A 24,508-nucleotide genomic window follows, 5' to 3' on the forward strand; every position below is an offset into this window, starting at 1 on the left:
ATGGAATCGTTTTTCTGGAGCTACGTCTGGCCCGCGCTGATTATGGTCGGCCAGTCCCTGCTGCTTCTCGTGTGTTTGCTGGTGTCCATCGCCTTCCTGCTGCTGGCCGACCGTAAGGTCTGGGCTGCCGTACAGTTGCGTCGCGGCCCGAACGTCGTTGGTCCCTTCGGTCTGTTCCAGTCCTTCGCCGACCTTTTGAAGTTCATTCTGAAAGAGCCGGTCATTCCGGCCGGTGCCAACAAGGCCGTATTTCTGCTGGCACCTCTGGTTGCCGTGACGCTGGCACTTGCCACTTACGCCGTTATCCCGTTTGCGGATGGCTGGGTGGTTGCCAACATCAACGTCGGCATTCTCTACATCTTCGCGATTTCCTCGCTTGAAGTGTACGGCATCATCATGGGCGGCTGGGCTTCGAACTCGAAGTACCCGTTCCTCGGCGCGCTTCGTTCCGCCGCGCAGATGGTCTCTTACGAAGTGTCCATCGGTCTCGTCATCGTCACCGTTCTGCTTTGCGTGGGTTCGCTGAACCTTACGGACATCGTTCTGGCACAGCGCACCGGTCTCGGCACGATGCTCGGCCTGCCGCCGTCGTTCCTCGACTGGCACTGGCTGTCGCTATTCCCGATGTTCATCGTGTTCTTCATTTCGGGTCTTGCCGAAACCAACCGTCCGCCTTTCGATCTTCCGGAAGCGGAATCGGAACTGGTCGCCGGTCACATGGTCGAATATGGCTCCACGCCGTACATGATGTTCATGCTTGGCGAATATGCTGCCATCGTTCTGATCTGCTGCCTGACGACGATCCTGTTCCTCGGTGGCTGGCTGCCGATCGTGGACGTCTGGTTCTTGAACTGGGTACCGGGCATCGTCTGGTTCGCGATCAAGGGCTGCATGGTCTTCTTCATGGTCGCTCTGGTTAAGGCTTTTGTTCCACGTTACCGCTATGACCAGCTCATGCGCCTTGGCTGGAAGGTGTTCCTGCCGCTGTCGCTTGCCATGGTTGTTATTGTTGCATTCGTATTGAAGCTGACGGGGTGGGCCGGTTGATGTCTGAACTCCTCGCTCAAAGAACTGGAGGTTGAGATGGCAAGCCTTTCCCAAGCCGTCAATTCGCTGTTCCTCAAGGAATTCGTCGGCGCAATCTTCCTGACGATGCGTCACTTCTTCAAGCAGAAGGCGACGGTGAACTACCCGTTTGAAAAGGGTCCGGTTTCTCCGCGCTTCCGTGGCGAACACGCTCTGCGCCGTTATCCCAACGGTGAAGAACGCTGCATCGCCTGCAAGCTGTGTGAAGCGATCTGTCCTGCTCAGGCGATCACCATCGAAGCTGGTCCGCGCCGCAACGACGGTACCCGTCGTACCGTGCGCTACGACATCGACATGGTGAAATGCATCTATTGCGGTTTCTGCCAGGAAGCATGCCCGGTTGACGCGATCGTCGAAGGTCCGAACTTCGAGTTCGCAACCGAGACCCGCGAAGAGCTGTATTTCGACAAGCAGAAGCTTCTCGACAACGGCGACCGCTGGGAGCGTGAAATCGCGCGCAACCTCGCGCTGGATGCGCCTTATCGTTAAGGCGCAACCGTGTTCCGCGGAGCTTCGGCTTCGATGAACGTTGAGAGAGTAAATGCCTGTCCGGTGTTACCGGCAGGGACAAACGGGTGAGGGGACCGAGGAGGTCTTCTCTGCCCGGATGAGGACGAGAAGGCACCAACATGGGTCTGCACGCTATATTCTTTTACATATTCGCTTTCGTCGCGGTGGCGTCGGCGTTTCTGGTCATCGCATCGAAGAACCCGGTTCACTCGGTTCTCTTCCTGATCCTGACCTTCTTCAACGCGGCTGCGCTGTTCCTGCTGACGGGAGCCGAGTTCCTCGGCATGATCCTGCTGGTTGTTTATGTCGGCGCCGTGGCGGTGCTCTTCCTCTTCGTCGTCATGATGCTGGATGTCGATTTCGCCGAACTTCGCTCGGGCGTGCTGCAATATGCGCCTGTTGGTGCCTTGATCGGTCTTATCCTCGCGGCAGAGCTGATCGTCGTCATCGGCGGCAGCATGTTGTCGCCGCAGGCGGCCAAGTCGATCACCATGCCGATCCCGCCTGTCACTGAGCGCACCAACACGGCAGCTCTCGGCGACGTTCTCTATACAAACTACGTCTACTTCTTCCAGCTCGCGGGTCTCGTGCTGCTGGTCGCCATGATCGGCGCGATCGTACTGACGCTGCGTCACCGCACCGACATCAAGCGGCAGGACATCTCCACCCAGGTCGGACGTGACCCCAAGACCGCCGTTACGACGGTCAAGGTCAAGCCGGGCCAGGGTATCTGAGGCGCGAACGGATCTAAGGAATATTAGAATGGAAATCGGTCTTTCCCACTACCTGACGGTCAGCGCGATCCTCTTCACGATCGGCGTCTTCGGTATCTTCCTCAACCGGAAGAACGTCATCGTCATCCTCATGTCGATCGAACTCATCCTGCTTGCGGTCAACCTCAACATGGTGGCGTTCTCGTCCTTCCTGAACGACATCGTCGGCCAGGTCTTTGCGTTGTTCATCCTGACCGTCGCTGCTGCCGAAGCGGCCATCGGTCTTGCAATACTCGTTGTCTTCTACCGCAACCGTGGATCGATCGCGGTGGAAGACGTCAATATGATGAAGGGCTGATAAGGCTATGATCTACAAGGCTATCGTCTTTCTTCCGCTGATCGGCTTCCTGATCGCTGGCCTGTTTGGCCGCTCGATCGGTGCCAAGGCCTCGGAATATGTCACCACCGGTCTGATGATCGTGGTCGCGGTCCTGTCGTGGATCGTGTTTGTGAATGTCGCGCTTCTCGGCCACGGTGAGGGCGGCGAAATCATCAAGGTCAGCGTCATGCGCTGGATTCAGTCCGGCGGCATCGATGTCGAGTGGGCGTTCCGCATCGATACGCTGACGGCTGTCATGTTCGTCGTGGTCAACACGGTGTCCTGTCTCGTGCACCTGTATTCGATCGGATACATGCACCACGATCCGCATCGTCCGCGCTTCTTCGCATACCTGTCGCTCTTCACCTTTGCGATGTTGATGCTCATCACCTCCGACAACCTGCTGCAGATGTTCTTCGGCTGGGAAGGCGTGGGTCTGGCATCCTACCTTCTGATCGGTTTCTGGTTCAAGAAGCCGTCCGCATCGGCTGCGGCCATGAAGGCGTTCATCGTCAACCGCGTTGGTGACTTCGGCTTCATCCTCGGCATTTCCGGCGTCTTCGTTCTGTTCGGCTCGATCAACTTCGAAACGATCTTTGCTGCCGCCTCGACCTATCTGCCGGCTGAAGGCGCTGCGTCCACCGACGCCGTCATCAACCTGTTCGGCATGAGCCTCGACAAGGGCCACGCCATCACGGCGGTTTGCCTGCTGCTGTTCATGGGCTCCATGGGTAAGTCGGCGCAGTTCCTGCTGCACACCTGGCTCCCGGACGCCATGGAAGGCCCGACGCCTGTTTCGGCGCTCATTCACGCCGCAACCATGGTGACCGCCGGTGTCTTCCTCGTGGCACGCATGTCGCCGCTGTTCGAACTGTCGCCGGATGCATTGACCTTCGTTACGCTGATCGGTGCGATCACGGCGTTCTTCGCCGCGACTGTCGGTCTGGTTCAGAACGACATCAAGCGCGTCATCGCTTACTCGACCTGCTCGCAGCTCGGTTACATGTTCGTGGCGCTTGGCGTTGGTGCTTATGGTGCGGCCGTGTTCCACCTGTTCACGCACGCCTTCTTCAAGGCTCTGCTGTTCTTGTGCGCCGGTTCCGTCATCCACGCCGTCGATGGCGAGCAGGACATGCGTTACATGGGCGGCCTGCGTAAGCACATCCCGGTCACCTTCTGGACGATGACTGTCGGTACGCTCGCGCTGACCGGTGTTGGTATTCCCGGCACGTCCATCGGCTTCGCTGGCTTCTTCTCAAAGGACGCCATCATCGAATCGGCATTTGCCTCGCATTCGAGCCTCGGCGGTTTCGCCTTCACGCTTCTCGTCATCGCTGCACTGTTCACCAGCTTCTATTCCTGGCGCCTGGCGTTCATGACCTTCTTCGGCAAGCCGCGCGCTTCCGCAGATGTCATGCACCATGTCCATGAATCGCCGATGGTGATGCTGCTGCCGCTGTTCATCCTGACCGCCGGCGCACTGTTTGCTGGTGTCGGCTTCGTCGAATATTTCTTCGGCCATCACTATGAGGAATTCTGGAAGGGTGCGCTGTTCACCGGTCCTGAAAACCACATCGTGCATGAGTTCCACAATGTTCCGAAGTGGGTGAAGTGGAGCCCGTTCGCAGCCATGGCTCTTGGTTTCGTGACGGCATGGTACATGTACATCAAGTCGCCCGAGACGCCGAAGCGTCTGGCCGAGACCCATCGTGGCCTGTACCAGTTCCTTCTCAACAAGTGGTACTTCGATGAACTCTATGACTTCCTCTTCGTCCGTTCGGCGAAGGCACTCGGCCGCTTCCTGTGGAAGAAGGGCGACGTGGCGGTCATCGATCATTACGGTCCGAACGGTATTGCAGCGCGTGTGGTTGATGTGACCAACCGCATGGTCCGCCTGCAGTCCGGTTACCTTTATCATTATGCCTTTGCGATGCTGATCGGCATCGCGGCGCTTGTCACCTGGATGATGCTCGGGAGTGCCTTCTGATGACCGATTGGCCCATTCTTTCAACGGTCACGTTCCTGCCGCTGGTCGGCGTGGTGCTGCTGCTGCTCACCAACGAGAACGGTCCTTACGGTCGCCGCAACATTCTCAATGTTTCGCTGCTGACGACCGTGTTCACCTTCATCGTTTCTCTGTTCGTCTGGATCGGGTTCGACAATTCGAACCCGGGCTTCCAGATGGTCGAGAAGCATGACTGGTTCGGCAACATTGCCTCCTACCACCTCGGCGTCGACGGCATCTCCATGCTGTTCGTCATCCTCACAACCTTCCTCATGCCGTTCTGCGTGCTGGCAAGCTGGGATTCGGTTGAAAAGCGCATCAAGGAATACATGATCGCCTTCCTTCTTCTGGAAGTCGTCATGATCGGCGTGTTCGTCGCGCTCGACACCGTTCTCTTCTACGTCTTCTTCGAAGCAACGCTGATCCCGATGTTTGTCATCATCGGCGTGTGGGGCGGCAAGGATCGCGTTTACGCATCCTACAAGTTCTTCCTCTACACGCTGCTCGGTTCGGTTCTGACGATGCTCGCCATCATGGCGATGTACTGGCAGGCCGGCACGACCGACATCACCGAGCTTCTGAAATACGGCTTCCCGGCCGGCATGCAGACCTGGCTGTGGCTGGCGTGCTTTGCAGCCTTCGCGGTGAAGATGCCGATGTGGCCTGTCCACACCTGGCTTCCGGATGCGCACGTTCAGGCCCCGACCGCTGGTTCGGTTATCCTGGCTGGCGTCATGCTGAAGCTTGGCGGTTACGGTTTCATCCGTTTCTCGCTCGCCATGTTCCCGCTGGCATCGGACTATTTCGCGCCGTTCGTCTTCACCCTGTCGGTTCTCGCCATCATCTACACCTCGCTGGTCGCGATGATGCAGGACGACATCAAGAAGCTGATCGCCTACTCCTCCGTTGCCCACATGGGTTACGTGACCATGGGTATCTTTGCCGCCAACGTTCAGGGCGTGCAGGGTGCGATTTTCCAGATGCTGTCGCACGGCATCGTCTCCGGCGCGCTCTTCCTTTGCGTCGGCGTCGTCTACGATCGTCTGCATACCCGTGAAATCGCTGCTTACGGCGGTCTCGTGAACAACATGCCGAAATACGCCGTGGCGTTCATGATCTTCACCATGGCCAATGTCGGTCTGCCGGGTACGTCTGGCTTCATCGGCGAATTCCTGACGCTGGTCGGCGTGTTCCGCGCCAACACCTGGGTTGCTCTCTTCGCGGCAACCGGCGTCATCCTTTCGGCCGCCTATGCGCTGTGGCTCTATCGCCGCGTCATTTTCGGTGCGCTCGAGAAGGAAAGCCTGAAGTCGATGCTCGATCTGTCGACCCGCGAAAAGGTCATCCTTTATCCGCTGGTTGTCCTGACGATCTTCTTCGGCGTCTACCCGGCTCCGGTGTTCGATGCGACGGCTGCATCGGTTGATCTTCTGGTAAACAACTATACGGCTGCATTGCAGGCGGCGCAGAATGTTGCGCTCTCTATGAATTGACGACAGGACCCGTTGGACATGACCGCTGAAATTCTTTTTGCCAGTCTGCACATCGCGACGCCCGAGCTGATCCTTGCGGTCGGCGCACTGGCGCTGCTCATGATTGGCGTCTTCTCGGGCGACAAGTCGACGACGACGGTCACGGGCCTTTCCGTGGCGCTGCTTCTTGTCGTCGGTCTCTGGATCGTCTTCGCTCCCGCTTCGGGACTGGCCTTCGGCGGCGTTTACGTCGCCGATGCCTTCGGTAACTTCATGAAGGTTCTGGCGCTGATCGGTTCGATCACGGCGATGATCCTTTCTGTCGGCCAGAGCCGTTTCGAGCCGATCGGCCGTTTCGAATATCCGGTCCTGCTGGTGCTGGCGACGCTCGGCATCCTGCTGATGATTTCGGCCAACAACATGATCTCGCTCTACATGGCGCTGGAGCTGCAGTCGCTGGCTCTCTACGTCATCTGCGCGATCAACCGCGAAAGCCTGCGTTCGACCGAAGCCGGTCTGAAGTACTTCGTTCTTGGTGCACTGTCCTCCGGTATGCTGCTTTACGGCATGTCTCTGGTTTACGGTTTCACCGGCAACACCGGCTTTGCAGAAATCGCTCAGGTTCTGACGGCTGAAACCCGTTCACTCGGTCTCGTCTTCGGTCTGGTCTTCGTTCTCGCCGGTCTGGCGTTCAAGATCTCGGCTGTGCCGTTCCATATGTGGACGCCGGATGTTTACGAAGGTGCACCGACCCCGGTTACGGCATTCCTCGCCGCTGCTCCGAAGATCGGCGCCATGGCAATCCTCGTGCGCATCGTCGTTGAAGCCTTCCAGCCGGTATTTGCCGACTGGCAGCAGATCGTCGTGTTCATCTCGATTGCCTCGATGCTGCTCGGCTCCTTCGCGGCGATCGGTCAGAAGAACATCAAGCGCCTGATGGCTTATTCCTCCATCGGCCACATGGGTTACGCGCTGGTTGGCCTGGCCGCCGGCACGGTGGCAGGCGTTTCCGGCGTCATCCTCTACATGACCATCTACATGGTCATGACGCTCGGCACGTTCGCCTGCATTCTTGCCATGCGTCGCAAGGAAATCGGCAACGTTGAAAATGTCGAGGATCTGGCTGGTCTGTCCTCCACCAACCCCTTCATGGCGGTGGTGCTGACCATTCTGATGTTCTCGCTCGCAGGCATTCCGCCGCTGGCCGGCTTCTTCGGCAAGTATTACGTCTTCCTCGCTGCCATCGAAGCCAAGCTCTATGCGCTTGCCATCATCGGTGTCATCGGTTCGGTTGTCGGCGCGTACTACTATATTCGCGTCGTCAAGGTGATGTGGTTCGACGAAGCCAAAGATAGCTTCGACCGTCCTGCTGGCGAACTAAAGATCGTTTATGCCTTCTCCGGTATCTTCGTTCTCGGCTTCATCCTGTTTGGTGGCGCCCTGGGCAACGCGGTTACCGCCGCAGCAAAGACGTTCTTTTGATTGATACGCTGAAAAACACGGGCCGGATGTCGATCGACGACTTCCGGCACGAGGCGATGGCGGAAACGCCATCGACCAACATCGAATGTTTTGCCCGTGCGCGGGCAGGGGACAGCGGCAATCTCTGGGTTACCGCATCCCGCCAGACTGGCGGCAAGGGCCGCCGTGGCAGGCCCTGGGTCTCGGAACCCGGCAATCTCTACGCATCGCTTCTCCTCATCGATCCCGCGCCGATGGAGCATGTCGGCTCCCTGCCGCTCGCTTTCGCGCTAGCCGTCTACCGCGCCGTTCGCTCTGTTCTGCCCACGGGCGGTGCGCCGCTCGAAATCAAGTGGCCGAACGACATCCTGATTGGCCGCAACAAGACCTGCGGTATTCTGATGGAAGCGGAAATCCTTCCCGATGGCCGCCGTGCGGTGGTGATCGGCATCGGCATCAATATCGCCCACAAACCCGATAATCCGCATTATCCTGTTACCATGCTGTCCGAGCATGGCGCTGCCTGCTCGCCGGACGAGCTATTCGCGCATCTGTTTCGTGAGACGGCAGAGGTGTTGCAGGCCTGGGATCAGGGCAAAGGTGTCGCAGAAGTCATGACAGGCTGGCGCGCGGCCGCCTGTGGTATTGGTGAACGCATCACCGTGAATTTCCCGGACCGGTCTGTCGGCGGGCGTTTCGTCGGGATCGACGATCACGGTTATCTTTTGCTGGATGAGGACGATGGCCCAAGACGGGTAATTGCCGCCGGCGACGTATTTTTCGGGTAAGAGCCACGCGCTGCAACGGACGCGCTGTGCCTGCCCAGAAGGTTTGGAGTACCCCTGCTGCTCATGAAAAGCAGGGCGTCAGACCGGTTCCGCATCGGCCCGGTTGTCCTGACGCTTGATATGTCCGATGCTTTGACAATGGATACCGGGTTGCAGCCAGCCGCTGCAGCCCGCATGCCGTTATGAATGGACAAGAACAACAATGGCTACACAGGACGAACTCGTTTTCCTGCCGCTCGGCGGGGTCGGTGAAATCGGCATGAATCTGGCGCTTTACGGTTATGGACCGGCAAGCAAGCGCCAGTGGATCATGGTTGATTGCGGCGTTACTTTCGCCGGTCCCGATCTGCCGGGCGTCGATCTGGTGCTTCCCGATATCAGCTACATCGAGCAGCAGAAGAAAAACCTCAAGGGCATCATCATCACCCACGCCCACGAGGACCACTACGGCGCTCTGAACGACCTCTGGCCCGGCCTCAACGTGCCGGTATATGCATCCGGCTTCACCGCCGGCATGCTCGAGGCTAAGCGCAACTATGAGGGTACACGCGCCGAAATTCCGATCACGCCGTTCAAGGCGGGCGACCGCATCAATGTCGGTCCGTTCGAAATCGAGGCTGTCGGCGTCAATCACTCTATTCCCGAGCCGATGTCGCTGGTCATCCGTACGCCGCTCGGCAATGTCATCCACACCGGTGACTGGAAGATCGACGAAGCGCCGTCACTCGGGCCGTTGACGGACGAGGCACGGTTCCGCGCCATTGGTGAAGAAGGTGTCCTGGCGCTGCTTTGCGACAGCACCAACTCGGTTCGCGATGGTGTTTCGCCCTCCGAACATGAGGTGTCCGAAGGTCTGCGGCAGATCATCGAAAATGCCGAAGGACGTGTGGCTGTTACCACCTTCTCCTCCAATGTCGGCCGTATCCGTTCCATCGCCCAGGCGGCGGAGGCCGCAGGCCGCGAGGTGCTGCTGCTCGGCTCGTCCCTGAAGCGCGTCGTCAATGTCTCGCAGGACCTCGGCATCATGGAAGGCATCAAGCCATTCCTGGCCGAAGATGAGTACGGTTATATTCCGCGCGACAAGGTCGTGCTGATCCTGACCGGATCGCAGGGCGAACCGCGTGCCGCGCTCGCCAAGCTTTCGCGCGATGAAATGCGCAATGTCGCGCTTGCGTCTGGTGACACGGTCGTCTTTTCGTCGCGCGCCATTCCTGGCAATGAAAAGGCAATCATCGATATCAAGAACGGCCTGATCGAGCAGGGCATCCATATCGTGACCGATAACGAGGCGCTCGTGCACGTTTCCGGCCACCCGCGCCGGAACGAACTGCTGCGCATGTACGAATGGACCAAGCCGCAGATCGTCGTTCCCGTGCACGGCGAGGCCGCTCATCTGGTCGCCCAGAAGGAGCTTGCCGAGCAGGCTGGCATTCCGCAGGTGCCGAAGGTTCGCAATGGCAACATTCTCCGCCTTGCGCCGGGTCCTGCAGAGGTCATCGACGATGCGCCGCATGGCCGTGTCTTCAAGGATGGCAAACTGATCGGCGACATGGACGAAATGGGCATCAGCGACCGCCGCAAGCTGTCCTTCGCCGGTCACGTCTCCGTCAGTGTCGTGCTGGACAGCCGGTTCGATTTCATGGGCGACCCCGATGTCGTGCCGTTCGGCCTGCCGGAGTTCGATGACGAAGGCGAAGACATGGAAGACACGCTGTACGACGCCGTTCTCGGCGCCGTTGAAAGCATTCCGCGTGCCCGTCGCAAGGATCTCGAAATGGTACGCGAAGCGGTGCGCCGCGCCGTTCGTGCTGCGGCAAATCAGGCCTGGGGCAAAAAGCCGATCGTTACGGTCTTCCTCACAAAAGTCTGATCGGCATACCACGTTAGTGGGCAGGCTCCGTAACCGGGGCTTGCGAAAGAATGAGGTTGCATTCCGGTTTCCCGGCGAATGCGTTACAAGGATAAGCGGGATCAAACGCCGATTTGATCCCGCAGCACGTCGCGCAGAGCGGTGGTTTTGCGATAAACATATGCGCCAAAGAAAATAGCGCGGCGACGTTACCGTCTTCGGTTCCCGCCGTTTCGAAGTCTGGGAGGATATTCGTGCAGTGGCTTTCGGTTTTTGCCGTCTATTTCATCGTCTGGTGGACAGTTCTTTTCGTCGTTTTGCCGATTGGCCTGCGCACGCAGGCAGAAGATGGTGACGTTGCGCTCGGCACGGTCGCCAGCGCGCCAGCAAAATTCAGGGGGCTGCGCGTGCTGTTGATGACGACGGCGATTTCGGCATTTGTCTGCGGCATCTGGTACGGCGCATCCTGGTGGTTTGGTTTTACCCTGGATGATTTGCCACGCATCGTACCAGTCTACGACTGAAACCTGTCATATGGCTGTCATGAGTCTGGTGCTACGAGGGGCGCCAAACTCGTTCGGTTGACAATCACAATTTTACCGGATTGATGAAACGCAATTTTGCGTTGTTATGAAAAAAGCAAAAAAAAACAAGGCATTTCAGCCTTGTTTTTTAGGTTTCGCGTGATCTGTAACCGTTACCGGGGCAGCGAACTGGCGCGCCTAAGATCTGATCCTCCCAAGACTGACCGCGAAAACGACAAGAATTTAGACTTCTTGCCTCTTTTGTGAGCTAAAATTAGCCTAATCCCCCAGGCTTGTCATCTAATTTTTTGCATATTTGTTACAGTCGGCAAAAAATTCTCTGCGTTTCAATTTGTCGCACCCAATCAAGAATAATATTCCGATCAAAGCGTTTTGTGAGAACCGCGTGTCTCAAAATTGTCATGAAAACGCCCTGCGGCCCGTTTCAACGGCGGGTTTTCTTCTTCACCCGAAACGGTTATGTACGGCGCCAATATCCCTTTATTAGAGGCGATTCCCGCGTCGGTGGGCTCTCGCCAGATACAATGGAAGCCGTCATGCGTCTCAGCCGTTATTTTATGCCCATCCTGAAGGAAAATCCCAAGGAAGCGGAGATCGTTTCTCACCGTCTTATGTTGCGCGCAGGCATGATCCGGCAGCAGTCCGCCGGCATCTATTCCTGGCTGCCGCTCGGCAAGCGTGTGCTGGACAAGGTCAACGCGATCATCCGCGAAGAGCAGAATCGCTCCGGCGCCATCGAGCTTCTGATGCCAACCCTGCAGTCGGCCGAGCTGTGGCAGGAAAGCGGTCGTTATGACGACTACGGCAAGGAGATGCTGCGCATCAAGGACCGTCAGGATCGTCAGATGCTGTACGGCCCCACCAATGAGGAGATGATCACCGACATCTTCCGTTCCTACGTGAAGTCATACAAGAACCTGCCGCTGAACCTCTACCACATTCAGCTCAAGTTCCGTGACGAGGTTCGTCCGCGTTTCGGCACCATGCGCTCGCGCGAGTTCCTGATGAAGGACGCCTATTCCTTCGATCTGACGAAGGAAGGGGCGATCCATTCCTATAACAAGATGTTCGTCGCCTATCTGCGTACGTTCGAGCGTCTGGGCCTGCGCGCCATTCCGATGCGCGCCGATACCGGCCCGATCGGCGGCAACCATAGCCACGAGTTCATCATTCTGGCCGATACCGGCGAGTCGGAAGTTTTCTGCCACAAGAGCTTCCTCGATCGCGCCATCCCATCCGTCGATACGGATTTCGATGATGTGAACGCCCTGCAGGCCGTGTTCGACGAGTGGACGTCTGAATATGCCGCAACCTCGGAAATGCATGACGAAGCGGCCTATGATGCGATTCCGGACGGCGAGCGGCTTTCCGCACGCGGTATCGAAGTCGGTCACATCTTCTACTTCGGCACCAAATATTCCGAGCCGATGGGCGCCAAGGTTCAGGGCGCAGATGGCAAGGAACACCTTGTCCACATGGGTTCTTATGGTATCGGCCCGACGCGCCTTGTTCCCGCCATCATTGAAGCCTCGCATGACGAGAACGGAATCATCTGGCCTGCTTCGGTCGCGCCTTTCGACGTCGTCGTCATCAACATGAAGTCTGGCGATGCTGCCTGCGATGCGGCATGCGAAAAGCTTTATTATTCGCTGACTGCAGCGGGCAAGGATGTTCTCTACGACGACACGGACGACCGTGCGGGCCAGAAGTTTGCAACTGCCGACCTGATCGGCGTTCCGTTGCAGATCATCGTCGGTCCGCGTTCGGTTGCGAACGGCGAAGTCGAAGTCAAGAACCGCAGAACCGGCGAGCGCGAAACCGTTACGATCGAAGCTGCGATGAACAAGGTGCTTGGCTGAGAAGCCGGATCGAGGAGACGACATGGCAAAAGCCGAGGCTGACAAAAGTGCGGCAGCTTCCGTAAAGGAAACTGCCGCCCGGCCGTTTTCTGCGTTTGAACGCATGGTGGCCTGGCGCTACCTGCGTTCGCGGCGCAAGGAAGCATTCATTTCCGTCATCGCCGGCTTTTCCTTCGTTGGAATCATGCTGGGTGTGGCGACACTCATCATCGTCATGGCGGTGATGAACGGTTTCCGTACCGAGCTGATTTCCCGCATTCTCGGCATTAACGGTCACATGATCGTGCAGCCGATCGATACGCCTTTCAACAATTACGACGATCTGGCGAAGAAGTTCGGCGCCGTCCCGGGCGTCACCATGGCCCTGCCGCTGGTGGAGGGCCAGACGCTGGCCTCCGGCCGTGGCGGTGCAGGTTCCGGCGCGCTGGTGCGCGGCGTTCGCACCGAAGACATCGAGAAGATCAAGGAAGTCTCCTCCAACGTGAAGACGGGCGATCTCGTCGGTTTCATGTCGGGCGAGGGCGTGCTGGTCGGCTCCAGGCTCGCCTCACAGCTCGGCGTGACGGCAGGCGATGACATCACGCTGATTTCGCCGGAAGGCGACGTGACGCCGATGGGCGTCAATCCGCGCGTCAAATCCTACAAGATCTCCGGCGTCTTCGAGATCGGCATGTCGGAATATGATGCGTCGATGATCTATATGCCGCTCAGCGAGGCGCAGCTCTATTTCAATGCCGAGGGTATCGTCCAGTCGATCGAGCTTTACGTCAGCCACCCCGACAATGTTGACGGCATCAGGCCGCTTGTCGAGCAGGCTGCCGAACGGCAGGTCTATATCACCGACTGGAGACAGCGAAACCAGACCTTCTTCTCCGCCCTTCAGGTGGAGCGAAACGTGATGTTCATGATCCTGACGCTGATCGTTCTGGTCGCGGCGCTGAACATCATCTCCGGCCTCATCATGCTGGTGAAGGACAAGGGCAGCGATATCGCCATCCTGCGCACCATGGGTGCGAGTTCAGGCTCGGTCATGCGAATCTTCTTCATGACTGGCGCGGCCATCGGTATCGTCGGCACCTTTGCCGGCGTGGCGCTTGGCATCCTCGTGTGTCTGAACGTGGAATCGATCCGCCAGTTCTTCTCCTGGGTGTCCGGTACCGTGCTCTTCGATCCGCAGCTTTATTTCCTCAGCCAGCTTCCGGCGGAAATGGATGTAAGCGAAACGATCTCCGTCATCATCATGGCGCTGACGCTGTCTTTTCTGGCAACCATCTTCCCTGCATGGCGGGCTTCCAAGCTCGATCCGGTTCAGGCTCTGCGTTACGAATAAGGACCGCTTCCCGATATGGCTAAAAAAACTGTGCTGCGGCTTACCGGCATCGAGCGGACCTACGGTCAGGGTGAAACCTCGCTGTCCATTCTGCGCAAGGCCGAATTTGAAATGAAGAGCGGCGAGATGGTGGCGCTGGTTGCTCCATCCGGAACGGGCAAGTCGACCCTGCTGCATCTGGCTGGCCTGCTGGAACATTCCGATGCGGGCGAGGTCTTCATCAATGGCCAGCCCTGCAGCGATCTGGGTGACGAGGCCCGCACGGCAATCCGCCGAAGCGATATCGGCTTCGTCTATCAGTTCCATCACCTGCTGCCGGAATTCACCGCGCTGGAGAACGTGATGATGCCGCAGTTGATCGCCGGTCTTTCGAACAAGGAAGCGGCAGCACGCGCCAGCGCGCTGCTCGACTACATGCGTGTCGGTCACCGCGCCGAACACCGCCCGGCCGAGCTGTCAGGCGGTGAGCAGCAACGTGTGGCGATTGCCCGCGCCGTGGCCAATGCGCCGCTGCTGCTGCTTGCTGACGAGCCGACCGGCAACCTCGATCCCGAGACGGCGCATTATGTGTTCGACGCGCTGGAGGCGCTGGTGCGCCAGTCCGGTCTTGCGGCGTTGATCGCCACCCACAATCACGAACTTGCTGCTCGTATGGATCGCCGTGTGACGCTGTCCGAAGGCAAGATCGTCGATTTCTGATCACTGCGGAAGCCGGGCGATTTTGGGCTGAGAGGAACATCCACTCAGCCGCTTTGTTCTCCACACCAGAATTTTTTCAACCCGAAGGCGCTTTCTGCACCTTCGGGTTTTTCGTTTTGGAGTCAAAGGCTTGCTTTGGAGGCGAGGGAACCCGGAGTCGATTCTGCCGTTTGTACAAGACAGAGGCGGGCAAAAGCCTGTTGACAATGAAACAAAATGAGAACAAAGTTGGAACATAACGAGTAAGGAGAGACCAAATGACTGATTTCGTTCGTGACGTCGCCGCTTTCACCTCGATCGCCGTTTTTGTCGCTAGCTTTTCGATGATCCTCACTGCCCTCTGATGGCAGGCTTGAATTGGCTGGCTTGAATTCAAGCCTGAATATGTCCCTCTTGCCTGTGGACTTTACCGCCCGGAAGTTCGAAAATCGGCCGCGATTCAGAATGACGGGATGACGGAATGGGCGAGATGACTGCAAGCGGCGAAACCTCGGGCGAAAAACTGACGACGCCCGGTTTTGTCCATCTGCGGGTTCATTCCGCTTACTCCCTGCTTGAGGGGGCGCTTCCCCTCAAGAAGATCATGTCAAAGGCGGTGGCAGACGGCCAGCCGGCCATTGCCATCACCGATACGAACAACCTTTTTGTTGCGCTCGAGTTTTCCGAGAAGGCGCGTGATGAGGGGCTGCAGCCGATCATCGGCTGTCAGGTCTCCATCGACATGCAGGATGCGGTGGAAGACCGCCGCAACAACAATGCACATCTCGCAAAACTTCCTTCCATCGTGCTGCTTGCTGCCGACGCGCAAGGCTATGAGCGTCTGGTGGACCTCGTCAGCCGCGCATACCTGGAAGGTGAGGGCAGCGGCCACCATGCGGTCAACATCTCCCGTGCCTGGCTGGAGGAAAGTTCCAATGCCGGCCTGATTGCCCTGACCGGTGCTTCGGGCGGCCCAATCGATATCGCCTTGCGGGAAGGTCACGCCGATCAGGCGAAAGACCGGCTGCTGACATTGAAGTCTCTGTTTGGTGACAGGCTCTATATCGAGCTGCAGCGGCAGGGCAATTTCGACCGTGCCCATGAACGGCGGATGATCGGTCTTGCTTTCGAGCATGAGGTTCCGCTGGTTGCCACCAACGAGGCTTTTTTCCCGTCGAAGGCCGACTATGAGGCGCATGACGCCCTGATGGCGGTGGCGCACAATGCCATCGTGTCCGATGACAGCCGTTTCCGCCTGACACCGGACCACTATCTGAAAAGCCGCGCCGAGATGATGGCGCTGTTCGCCGACGTTCCCGAGGCTCTGGAAAACACCGTCGAGATTGCGCTGCGCTGCTCCTACGTTCTGAAGAAGCGTGGACCGATTCTGCCGCGCTTCACCGGCGCCAGCGACGATCCGGAGGCGGCGGAACGCGCCGAGTCCGGCGAGCTTCGCCGTCAGGCCGTCGAAGGTCTGAATGATCGTCTGGCCGCACTCGGCATGGCGGCTGGTTATACGGAACAGGAGTACCGCGACAGGCTCGATTTCGAACTCGGCGTTATCGAACGCATGAAGTTCCCCGGTTACTTCCTGATCGTCGCCGACTTCATCAAATGGGCCAAGCAGCACGATATTCCCGTTGGTCCCGGCCGCGGTTCGGGTGCGGGCTCGCTGGTTGCCTATGCGCTGACGATCACCGACGTCGACCCCTTGCGTTTCTCGCTGCTGTTCGAGCGCTTCCTCAACCCGGAACGCGTATCGATGCCCGACTTCGATATCGACTTCTGCCAGGATCGTCGCGAAGAGGTGATCCGCTATGTGCAGCGGAAATATGGTCGCGAGCAGGTGGCGCAGATCATTACCTTCGGTTCGTTGCAGGCGCGCGCCGCGTTGCGCGACGTCGGCCGCGTTCTGGAAATGCCCTACGGCCAGGTTGACAAGATCTGTAAGCTGGTGCCGAACAATCCGGCCAATCCAACGCCCCTGTCGAAGGCGATCGAGGAAGAGCCGCGCCTGCAGGAAGAGGCCGACAAGGAACCGGTCGTTGCCCGCCTGCTGGATATCGCCCAGAAGATCGAAGGGCTTTATCGCCACGCATCGACCCACGCCGCCGGTATCGTTATTGGCGACAGGCCGCTGTCGCAGCTCGTGCCGATGTATCGCGATCCGCGTTCGGACATGCCCGTCACCCAGTTCAACATGAAGTGGGTGGAAAGCGCCGGTCTCGTCAAGTTCGACTTCCTCGGCCTGAAAACGCTCACGGTTCTGAAGGTCGCGGTGGATTTCGTCGCCAAGCGCGGCGTCAGTGTCGACCTTGCAGCGATCCCGCTCGACGATCCGAAAACCTATGAAATGCTGTCCCGCGGCGAGACCATAGGCGTCTTCCAGGTGGAAAGTGCGGGCATGCGTAAAGCCCTGATCGGCATGCGGCCCGACTGCATCGAGGACATCATCGCGCTGGTCGCCCTGTACCGTCCGGGCCCGATGGAAAACATTCCGGTCTACAACGCCCGTAAACACGGCGAGGAAGAGATCGAGTCGATCCATCCGACCATCGATCATCTTCTCAAAGAAACGCAGGGCGTTATCGTCTATCAGGAACAGGTGATGCAGATCGCCCAGGTTCTGTCCGGTTATTCGCTTGGCGAAGCCGATCTTCTGCGCCGCGCCATGGGTAAGAAGATCAAGGAGGAGATGGACAAGCAGCGCGAACGTTTCGTTGATGGCGCGATCAAGAATGGCGTATCGAAAGCCCAGTCCGATACGATCTTCGATCTTCTCGCCAAGTTCGCGAACTACGGCTTCAACAAGTCACACGCAGCCGCTTACGCTATCGTCTCCTACCAGACCGCCTACATGAAGGCGCACTATCCGGTCGAGTTCCTGGCCGCGTCGATGACGCTCGATATGGCCAACACGGAAAAGCTCAACGATTTCCGTCAGGATGCCGGTCGTCTTGGTATCGAGATTGTTGCACCATCGGTGCAGACCTCCTATCGCCAGTTCGAAACGGGTGAGAGCCGCATCTATTATTCGCTCGCCGCCATCAAGGGCGTCGGCGAGGGCGCGGTCGAACACATCGTTGCGGTGCGTGGTGACAAGCCGTTTTCGAGCCTTGAAGATTTCTGCCTGCGTATCGATCCCAAACAGATCAACCGGCGCGTACTGGAAAGCCTTATCAATGCCGGCGCCTTCGATTGTTTCGGCAAGGATCGCGCCGAACTGATCGGCGGTCTCGATCGCATCATGGGCTATTCGCAGCGCGCGCAGGAAAGCCGTGTCACCGGCCAGTCGGACATGTTCGGCTCAGGCGGCGCAAGCGGTCCGGAAAAGCTGGTTCTGCCGGCCTTCCAGCCCTGGCTTGCCTCGGAAAAGCTGCTGCGTGAATATCAGGTGCTCGGTTTTTACCTCACCGCGCATCCGCTCGATACCTATAAGCCCATTCTCGAAAAACTCCGGGTGCAGACCTTCGCGGATTTCTCCGGCGCGGTGAAACAAGGCGCGACAGCCGGGCGCCTGGCCGGCACCGTTACCGGCAAGCAGGAGCGCAAGACACGCACCGGCAACAAGATGGGTATCATCACCTTCTCGGATTCATCCGGCCAGTTTGAAGCCGTGCTGTTTTCCGAAGGTCTCGGGCAGTATCGTGACCTGCTCGAAGTCGGCAAGTCGCTGGTAATCACCGTTCAGGCCGAAGAGCGGCCGGAAGGCATCGGACTGCGTATCCAGACGGCGCAGTCGCTGGAGGAGAAATCCGTGCAGATGCAGAAGGCGCTGCGCGTTTACGTCCGTGATTCCGGTCCTTTGAAAACCGTAGCGCGCCACCTCAACACCAGAGGCGATGGCTCGGTGTATTTCATCGTCATCAAGGACGAGGGAAGCCGTGAGATCGAGGTGGAACTGACGGAGAAATACCGCATCTCGCCGGAAATCGCCGCCGCCTTGCGCTCGGCACCCGGCGTCGTGGACGTCGAACTGGTCTGATCCCGAAGGTTCAGACCGGCCCTTCTTTCGTCACCGTAATGAAATCCGTGCCTTGGCCCGTTTCCATCGCGTGGCTGAGATCCGACACCGTGATCGAGCTTCCGGTCGACAGCTCTTCCTCGATCCTCTCACGGATGTCTTTCGGGATGTCGATGCGGTCGAGCACGGCGCTTAGCTGATCGAAACCGCCAGGTGCCTCTGCCTCGGTAATCCCGAGCCGTTTGCGGGCTGCTGCCGGCAGGTGGTTTTCCAGCGTCATGCCGTTCCATTCGGCATGCCCGCTGTTGCGATCGACAGAAACCGCCTCGAAGAAATGTGTGCCAAGCGCGATGTTGGGGTCCTTGATGTCGACGGGCGCTTCAAACAGCGGTTTGAAGTCCTGCCGCACCATGATCTGGCCACTTGGCGCGTGGTCTTCTCCGGCGGATTGGTAGAGTGCCCTGGTAAAGGCATCCGTCAGCAGCGGGCCGGTCGTTTTCATGCCCTTCCACCGTTTGAAGCCATTGATGGCACTGATGGTCATCTCGCCCGCATAACCGTCGGCCGCGCCGGCATCGAAGCCGAGCCGGGTCAGAAGCGACTGGATATCCATGACTTTTTCCCGCTCGCCACGGCGGGTGATGAGAATGCGTAGCGGTGCGGACTGCTTTTCCCTGACCGCCGGCTTGATGGCGTTGGTGCGCTCGTTGACGGCAACCTCGACTGAACCAAGGGCAGTGTCGAATGTTGCCGGGCGCAGTTCGACGTCGGAAAGCAGCAGCTTGCCATCATCGGAATCGTCGCGCGGCTGGAACAGGGCGGGATGCTGCACGAAGCGCAGCGAGACAGGTGCACCGGTGATGATCACATGCACACCGCGATCGGTCTGGCCAAACAGTGACTGAGCGAACTTGGAGGGCAACCGTACGCATCCGTGCGAGGCCGGATAGTTCGGCACCTTGCCTTCATGCAGCGCAATGCCGGACCATGTCAGCCGTTGCATGAACGGCATGGGCGCGGCCGAATAGATGTTGGACTCGTGATATTTGCGCTTTTCCAGAATGGAGAAGATGCCGCTTGGCGTTTCGTGTCCCGCCTTGCCGCTCGAAATCTTCGAGGTGGCGATGATTTCGCCATTCTCGTAAAGCGCCAGCGATTGCTCGCTTTTCGAGACGACGATCTGGAGCGATTTCTGGTCGGCAGCTAGAGCTGGAAAGGCAAGAATGCTGGCCGACAACATGCCGGTCAGGAGACGCAGGCGAAGGGACATGACGCAATACACCACATGTACAAAACTGCCTTTACTCAACCATGTTAAGTTTAAGGAAGTTTAAGGACGGCCTTGTCTGTGCCATCACGAGATTGTGTAAATGCTAAAATAACGCCGCATTTGTCGACGCGGGCTGAATGCAGCCGCTATTTTCGGGTGCCGAAGGTGTATCCGGTCTCGACGCTACTCTTGCCGAATTTGTCCCGCAGCTTGTCCATCGCGGCTTCCGCCGCAGCACGTCGCCCTGCCAGCTTGTCGACGAGATCGGGCGGATCGGCCAGTGCCGCATCGCAAAGCTCGCTCACGCCAATTCCCAAGAGACGAAATTTGGTGCCGTCGGTTTCTTTTTCCATCAGCGACAGACCGATACGGAATATCCGGTCGGCAAGCTGGGTGGGATCATCGAGCTTGCGGTTGCGGGTGCGGATCTTGAAGTCTGACGTCTTCATTTTCAGAACGACGGTCTTGCCGGCGATACCGTGCTTTTTCAGGCGGGCGGATACCTTTTCCGAAAGCGACCGTAAAATCGGCACTAGATCGTCATGGCGCGAGATGTCGTTGAAAAACGTGGTTTCTGACGACACGCTCTTGGCGGCATCGTTGCTGTTCACATCGCGCTCGTCGATGCCGCGTGACAGGCGATAGAGCCGCTGCCCCATCGAGCCATAGCGGCGCATCAGGTCGCCTTCTTCCATCTCCTGCAGTTGCGAGATCATGCGAATGCCATCCGCCTCCAGCGTCGCGGCAAAGGCCTTTCCGACGCCCCATATGGTCGTGACAGGCCGTGTGGCCAGAAACGACAGGGATTCGGCCTCACCAATCACCGAAAAACCGCGCGGCTTGCGCAGGTCAGACGCGACTTTGGCGAGGAACTTGCAGTAGGAGAGCCCGGCGGACACCGTCACGCCCACTTCCTTTTCCACGCGCTTAGCGAATTTCGCCAGCACGCGGGCGGGGGGATCGTGGTGCAATCTCTCGGTGCCGGACAGATCGAGAAATGCTTCATCAATGGAAAGTGGCTGCACCAGCGGCGTCAGCTCCTGCATCATGCTGCGGATCTGGCGACCGACCTGAACATATTTCTCCATATTCGGCTTGATGACCACGGCGTCGGGGCAGGCTTCCAGCGCCTTGAACATCGGCATGGCCGAGCGCACACCGTGGATACGGGCAATGTAACAGGCGGTGGAGACCACGCCGCGCTTGCCGCCGCCGATAATCACCGGCTTGTCGGCAAGATCGGGGTTGTCGCGTTTTTCGACGGACGCATAAAAGGCGTCGCAGTCGATATGGGCAATCGTCAATTGGTAGAGTTCGTCGTGATACAGCAGGCGAGGGCTGCCGCAGGCACGGCAACGCTTCAGCCCGGCAGGCTGGCCCGTCAGGCAGTCACGGCAGAAACCGGGATCATAAGCGTGCGACGTGGACATGGCCTGACAGCAAACCGAAGCCTAAACAAAACGGGAACGTCGCCAACCATAGCTTGCAAGCGATCTGCGCTCAAGCGCTGCGCCGTCAATACACACCGGAATCGAGACCGGGGCCTGAAAAGTGGTGCCATGCCGCAGCAACCGTCTCGGGTGTTGTTTCCGTGGCTGCGCAGAACGCCATCAGATCAGGTTCGTGGCTCATCAGGAAGTCGGTCAGCCCCGCCAGAAAGCCTGGGTCGTTCGACGCCTCGCGAAGCATATTGGCCTGCAATCCGCTCAATGCCAGAAACCGCGAGAGCATGTCCGGTTCGTTTGCCAGCCAGCCAAGTATGGCGGCCGCCGTTTCTTGCGGATCTTTTTCGATGTTATCTTTGTTTTTGGTGTGTCGCAGCATTTCTCTTCCGAAGTTACCTATTTTGAAACCAAATCGCTTTAGCCTAGCGCGACAATTGGACGATGGAATCGGCTCTGAGGCAACTTATATGTCTTGATGAAGGTTTCAAAGCGGAGCGGGGACTGTTCGCCATGCCCAAACAGGTCATGATAGTCGAAGACAACGAGCTGAATATGAAGCTCTTTCGCGATCTGATCGAGGCATCGGGTTACACGACGATTCAGACGCGCAACGGCATGGAAGCGCTCGACCTCGCCCGCAAACACCGTCCAGATCTCATTCTGATGGACATTCAGCTTCCTGAGGTATCAGGTCTGGAGGTCACGAAATGGCTCAAGGAAGACGATGAGCTGCACGTTATCCCTGTCATCGCGGTTACCGCCTTTGCGATGAAAGGGGACGAGGAGCGTATTCGTCAGGGCGGTTGCGAGGCCTATGTCTCGAAACCGATTTCCGTCCCGAAATTCATCGAGATCATCAAGACCTATCTTGGTGACGCGTAAGGCGGCTGGGGAAAACCATGACAGCGAGAGTTCTTGTCGTTGATGACATACCCGCAAACGTCAAGCTGCTTCAGGCGCGGCTTCTGGCGGAGTATTTCGACGTTGTCACAGCCGAAGACGGCTTCAAGGCGCTGGCCATCTGCGACAGCGAGCAGGTCGATATCATCCTTCTCGACATCATGATGCCGGGCATGGATGGCTTTGAAGTCTGCGAGCGGTTGAAGGCCAACCCGAACACGGCACACATTCCGGTTGTCATGGTTACGGCGCTCGATCAGCCTTCCGACCGCGTGCGTGGCCTGAAAGCCGGCGCCGACGATTTCCTGACCAAGCCTGTCAACGACCTCCAGCTTATTGCCCGTGTCAAAAGCCTGGTGCGTCTCAAGTCCGTCAGCGACGAACTGCGCATGCGCGCCGAAACAGCACGGCAGATCGGTATGGAAGACCTGCTGCGCGGCGACAGCACGATGCAGACGCCAGGTCGTGTTCTGCTCGTCGATGGCCGTGCAAGCTCGCAGGAGCGCATCATCAGAGCTCTGAAGCCGGTTGCCGAGGTCGAGGTCATGAGCGATCCGCAAGCCGCCCTGTTCACGGCAGCGGAGAACCCTTTCGAACTGGTGATCGTCAACGCGAACTTCGACGACTACGACCCGCTTCGCCTGTGCTCGCAATTGCGCTCACTGGAGCGCACCCGCTTCCTGCCGCTTCTCCTGGTGGCGGAGCAGGGCGCTGACGATATGGTGGCGCGTGGGCTCGATCTTGGCGTCAACGACTACATCCTGCGTCCGATCGATCCCAATGAGCTGGTCGCCCGCACGCTCACGCAGATCAAGCGCAAGCGCTTCAACGACCATCTGCGCCGCAACCTGCAGCACACGATGGAGCTTGCCGTTGTCGATGGGCTGACCGGCCTCAACAACCGCCGTTACCTGGACAATCATCTCAAGATCCTCTTTGACCGCGCGGCAGCGCGTGGCCGGCCGATTTCGATCTGCATCACCGATATCGACCGCTTCAAGACGGTCAACGACACCTATGGCCACGACGTTGGCGATGAGGTGCTGCGTGAGTTCGCAGCCCGCATCCGCTCGGCTGTCCGTGGCGCCGACCTTGCCTGCCGTTATGGCGGGGAGGAATTTGTTGTGGTCATGCCGGATACGTCGATGGAACATGCCATCGGCGTCGCCGAACGTCTGCGCGAGATCGTCGAAGGTGAGCCCTTCTATGTCCGCTCAATCGACCGTGAGCTGAGGATCACTGCATCGCTCGGCATCGCCACCAACAGCCCCTCGGTTGTTTTGCCGGATCAGCTTCTCAAGCAGGCTGACAAGGCTTTGTATGAAGCGAAGAATTCAGGCCGCAACCGGGTCGTTGCCGCTGCGGCTTAACCAGCCGATCACCATATTTTGAGCCGGGTTGCTTTGTGTCCTGCGTTCTACAGGCGGAAAAGCCCGGTACCGCAAGCTTTTGTGCGACTATAGCGTAAGTTGAATTTTAAAATAAATTCAATCTCATCGCGCAGTATTGTGTATCATACTGGTATATTTAACCATATCTTTCGACGGAAATGGGCTTCGCTTAAGAATTTGTTGATTTTTCTTTAGGTTCTGCGAAAATCTAAGCCAACGAAAAAGGATCTTTAAGGCGGCTTTTTTGCCGCGGATGAAGTGATGATTGCGGCGAAGACGCTGCAGAGTATCGCTCATCAGGGGTCGTATTGCGTAGCTTAGAATACCCCATGATGCCAGGTCCGCCGCATCTCCTGAATCGTGGGGTCGGTCGGCCGGCGATGTTCGAATCGGTTCCTCGTGCCGTAATCACATCGTTGGCCGACCCCCTATTTCCCCACTGACATCCACCCCATCTTCACCGGCTGCTTTTGTCCCCAGGCGCTTTCGCGTGCGCTCTGCGCAAACGTCGCGGTTTGGTTCGGCGCTGCACTGATTCTCGAGGCAGGTGATCAGGTTCGCGCAGGCAGATGACCTGTCGGGGCTTTGTGGCTCTATCTGCGGCGGGAGAGGCGTTCGCGTGGCCACAAACAAAAAACGCGCCCGGAGGGCGCGCTTTTGTCGGAATGCCCGATCAAGAATTACTTGATCTTGGTTTCCTTGAATTCTACGTGCTTGCGTACAACCGGGTCGTACTTCGTCTTCGTCATCTTGTCCGTGAACGTACGGCTGTTCTTGGTGGTGACGTAGAAGGTACCGGTGTCGGCTGTCGACAGCAGCTTGATCTTGATTGTTGTAGCTTTCGCCATGGTCGTCCTGCCTTT

The 24,508-nt window shown here is 58.2% G+C and carries 20 protein-coding genes; 16 read left to right on the forward strand and 4 right to left on the reverse strand.

What is annotated here, in order from left to right:
- The 14 genes from nuoH (at position 1) to dnaE (ending at position 18,660) form a co-directional block, all read left to right on the forward strand.
- Positions 1 to 1,047 (forward strand): NADH-quinone oxidoreductase subunit NuoH, encoded by a 1,047-nt coding sequence (gene nuoH / locus FY156_05010; GenBank protein UXS00898.1) that lies wholly within the window; start codon positions 1 to 3, stop codon positions 1,045 to 1,047.
- A gap of 36 nt (positions 1,048 to 1,083) precedes the next feature.
- Positions 1,084 to 1,575 (forward strand): NADH-quinone oxidoreductase subunit NuoI, encoded by a 492-nt coding sequence (gene nuoI / locus FY156_05015; GenBank protein UXS00899.1) that lies wholly within the window; start codon positions 1,084 to 1,086, stop codon positions 1,573 to 1,575.
- Positions 1,576 to 1,715: 140 nt separating this feature from the next.
- On the forward strand, positions 1,716 to 2,330 hold the full coding sequence (locus FY156_05020; GenBank protein ID UXS00900.1) for an NADH-quinone oxidoreductase subunit J: 615 nt from the start codon (positions 1,716 to 1,718) through the stop codon (positions 2,328 to 2,330).
- A gap of 28 nt (positions 2,331 to 2,358) precedes the next feature.
- Positions 2,359 to 2,667: an NADH-quinone oxidoreductase subunit NuoK gene (gene nuoK, locus FY156_05025; protein UXS00901.1), complete on the forward strand. Its 309-nt coding sequence runs from the start codon at positions 2,359 to 2,361 to the stop codon at positions 2,665 to 2,667.
- Positions 2,668 to 2,674: 7 nt separating this feature from the next.
- A complete protein-coding gene (gene nuoL / locus FY156_05030) occupies positions 2,675 to 4,675 on the forward strand; it encodes an NADH-quinone oxidoreductase subunit L (protein ID UXS00902.1) in 2,001 nt (666 codons plus the stop codon).
- Entirely contained in the window at positions 4,675 to 6,186 is a 1,512-nt protein-coding gene (locus tag FY156_05035) for an NADH-quinone oxidoreductase subunit M (GenBank protein ID UXS00903.1), read from the forward strand. Before nuoL ends, FY156_05035 begins: the two co-directional genes overlap by 1 nt.
- 18 nt (positions 6,187 to 6,204) lie before the next feature.
- Positions 6,205 to 7,647 (forward strand): NADH-quinone oxidoreductase subunit NuoN, encoded by a 1,443-nt coding sequence (gene nuoN / locus FY156_05040; GenBank protein ID UXS00904.1) that lies wholly within the window; start codon positions 6,205 to 6,207, stop codon positions 7,645 to 7,647.
- 26 nt (positions 7,648 to 7,673) lie between these two features.
- Entirely contained in the window at positions 7,674 to 8,414 is a 741-nt protein-coding gene (locus FY156_05045; protein UXS03023.1) for a biotin--[acetyl-CoA-carboxylase] ligase, read from the forward strand.
- A 202-nt stretch (positions 8,415 to 8,616) separates the two neighbouring features.
- Complete coding sequence (locus FY156_05050) at positions 8,617 to 10,284, forward strand: ribonuclease J (protein UXS00905.1); 1,668 nt, start codon at positions 8,617 to 8,619, stop codon at positions 10,282 to 10,284.
- 233 nt (positions 10,285 to 10,517) lie between these two features.
- Positions 10,518 to 10,787: a DUF1467 family protein gene (locus tag FY156_05055; protein UXS00906.1), complete on the forward strand. Its 270-nt coding sequence runs from the start codon at positions 10,518 to 10,520 to the stop codon at positions 10,785 to 10,787.
- A 557-nt stretch (positions 10,788 to 11,344) separates the two neighbouring features.
- The gene (locus tag FY156_05060; GenBank protein UXS00907.1) at positions 11,345 to 12,667 is read left to right on the forward strand and encodes a proline--tRNA ligase; all 1,323 of its coding nucleotides are present in this window, start codon (positions 11,345 to 11,347) and stop codon (positions 12,665 to 12,667) included.
- Positions 12,668 to 12,689: 22 nt separating this feature from the next.
- The gene (locus FY156_05065) at positions 12,690 to 13,997 is read left to right on the forward strand and encodes a lipoprotein-releasing ABC transporter permease subunit (protein ID UXS00908.1); all 1,308 of its coding nucleotides are present in this window, start codon (positions 12,690 to 12,692) and stop codon (positions 13,995 to 13,997) included.
- Between the two features lie 15 nt (positions 13,998 to 14,012).
- Positions 14,013 to 14,696, forward strand: coding sequence for an ABC transporter ATP-binding protein (locus tag FY156_05070; protein ID UXS00909.1), 684 nt, complete (start codon positions 14,013 to 14,015; stop codon positions 14,694 to 14,696).
- Positions 14,697 to 15,165: 469 nt separating this feature from the next.
- Positions 15,166 to 18,660, forward strand: a complete 3,495-nt coding sequence (gene dnaE / locus FY156_05075; GenBank protein ID UXS03024.1) for a DNA polymerase III subunit alpha — start codon at positions 15,166 to 15,168, stop codon at positions 18,658 to 18,660.
- A gap of 10 nt (positions 18,661 to 18,670) precedes the next feature.
- Here the strand turns inward: dnaE and FY156_05080 are convergent, their stop codons facing one another.
- The 3 genes from FY156_05080 to FY156_05090 all read right to left on the reverse strand — a co-directional run bounded on the left by FY156_05080 (position 18,671) and on the right by FY156_05090 (position 21,733).
- Complete coding sequence (locus FY156_05080) at positions 18,671 to 19,909, reverse strand: L,D-transpeptidase family protein (protein UXS00910.1); 1,239 nt, start codon at positions 19,907 to 19,909, stop codon at positions 18,671 to 18,673.
- Positions 19,910 to 20,055: 146 nt separating this feature from the next.
- Entirely contained in the window at positions 20,056 to 21,339 is a 1,284-nt protein-coding gene (locus tag FY156_05085) for a DNA polymerase IV (protein ID UXS00911.1), read from the reverse strand.
- Between the two features lie 85 nt (positions 21,340 to 21,424).
- Complete coding sequence (locus FY156_05090) at positions 21,425 to 21,733, reverse strand: DUF3572 family protein (protein UXS00912.1); 309 nt, start codon at positions 21,731 to 21,733, stop codon at positions 21,425 to 21,427.
- Between the two features lie 131 nt (positions 21,734 to 21,864).
- Here FY156_05090 and FY156_05095 point away from each other — a divergent pair, with 131 nt between their 5' ends.
- Together FY156_05095 and FY156_05100 are read left to right on the forward strand one after the other, a co-directional pair.
- A complete protein-coding gene (locus tag FY156_05095; protein ID UXS00913.1) occupies positions 21,865 to 22,236 on the forward strand; it encodes a response regulator in 372 nt (123 codons plus the stop codon).
- A gap of 17 nt (positions 22,237 to 22,253) precedes the next feature.
- A complete protein-coding gene (locus FY156_05100; GenBank protein ID UXS00914.1) occupies positions 22,254 to 23,624 on the forward strand; it encodes a PleD family two-component system response regulator in 1,371 nt (456 codons plus the stop codon).
- 701 nt (positions 23,625 to 24,325) lie between these two features.
- Here FY156_05100 and rpmG read toward each other — a convergent pair.
- A complete protein-coding gene (gene rpmG, locus FY156_05105) occupies positions 24,326 to 24,493 on the reverse strand; it encodes a 50S ribosomal protein L33 (GenBank protein UXS00915.1) in 168 nt (55 codons plus the stop codon).
- Between the last annotated feature and the right edge of the window lie 15 nt (positions 24,494 to 24,508).

The organism is Agrobacterium tumefaciens (genome assembly GCA_025559845.1).
Classification (GTDB): Bacteria; Pseudomonadota; Alphaproteobacteria; order Rhizobiales; family Rhizobiaceae; genus Agrobacterium.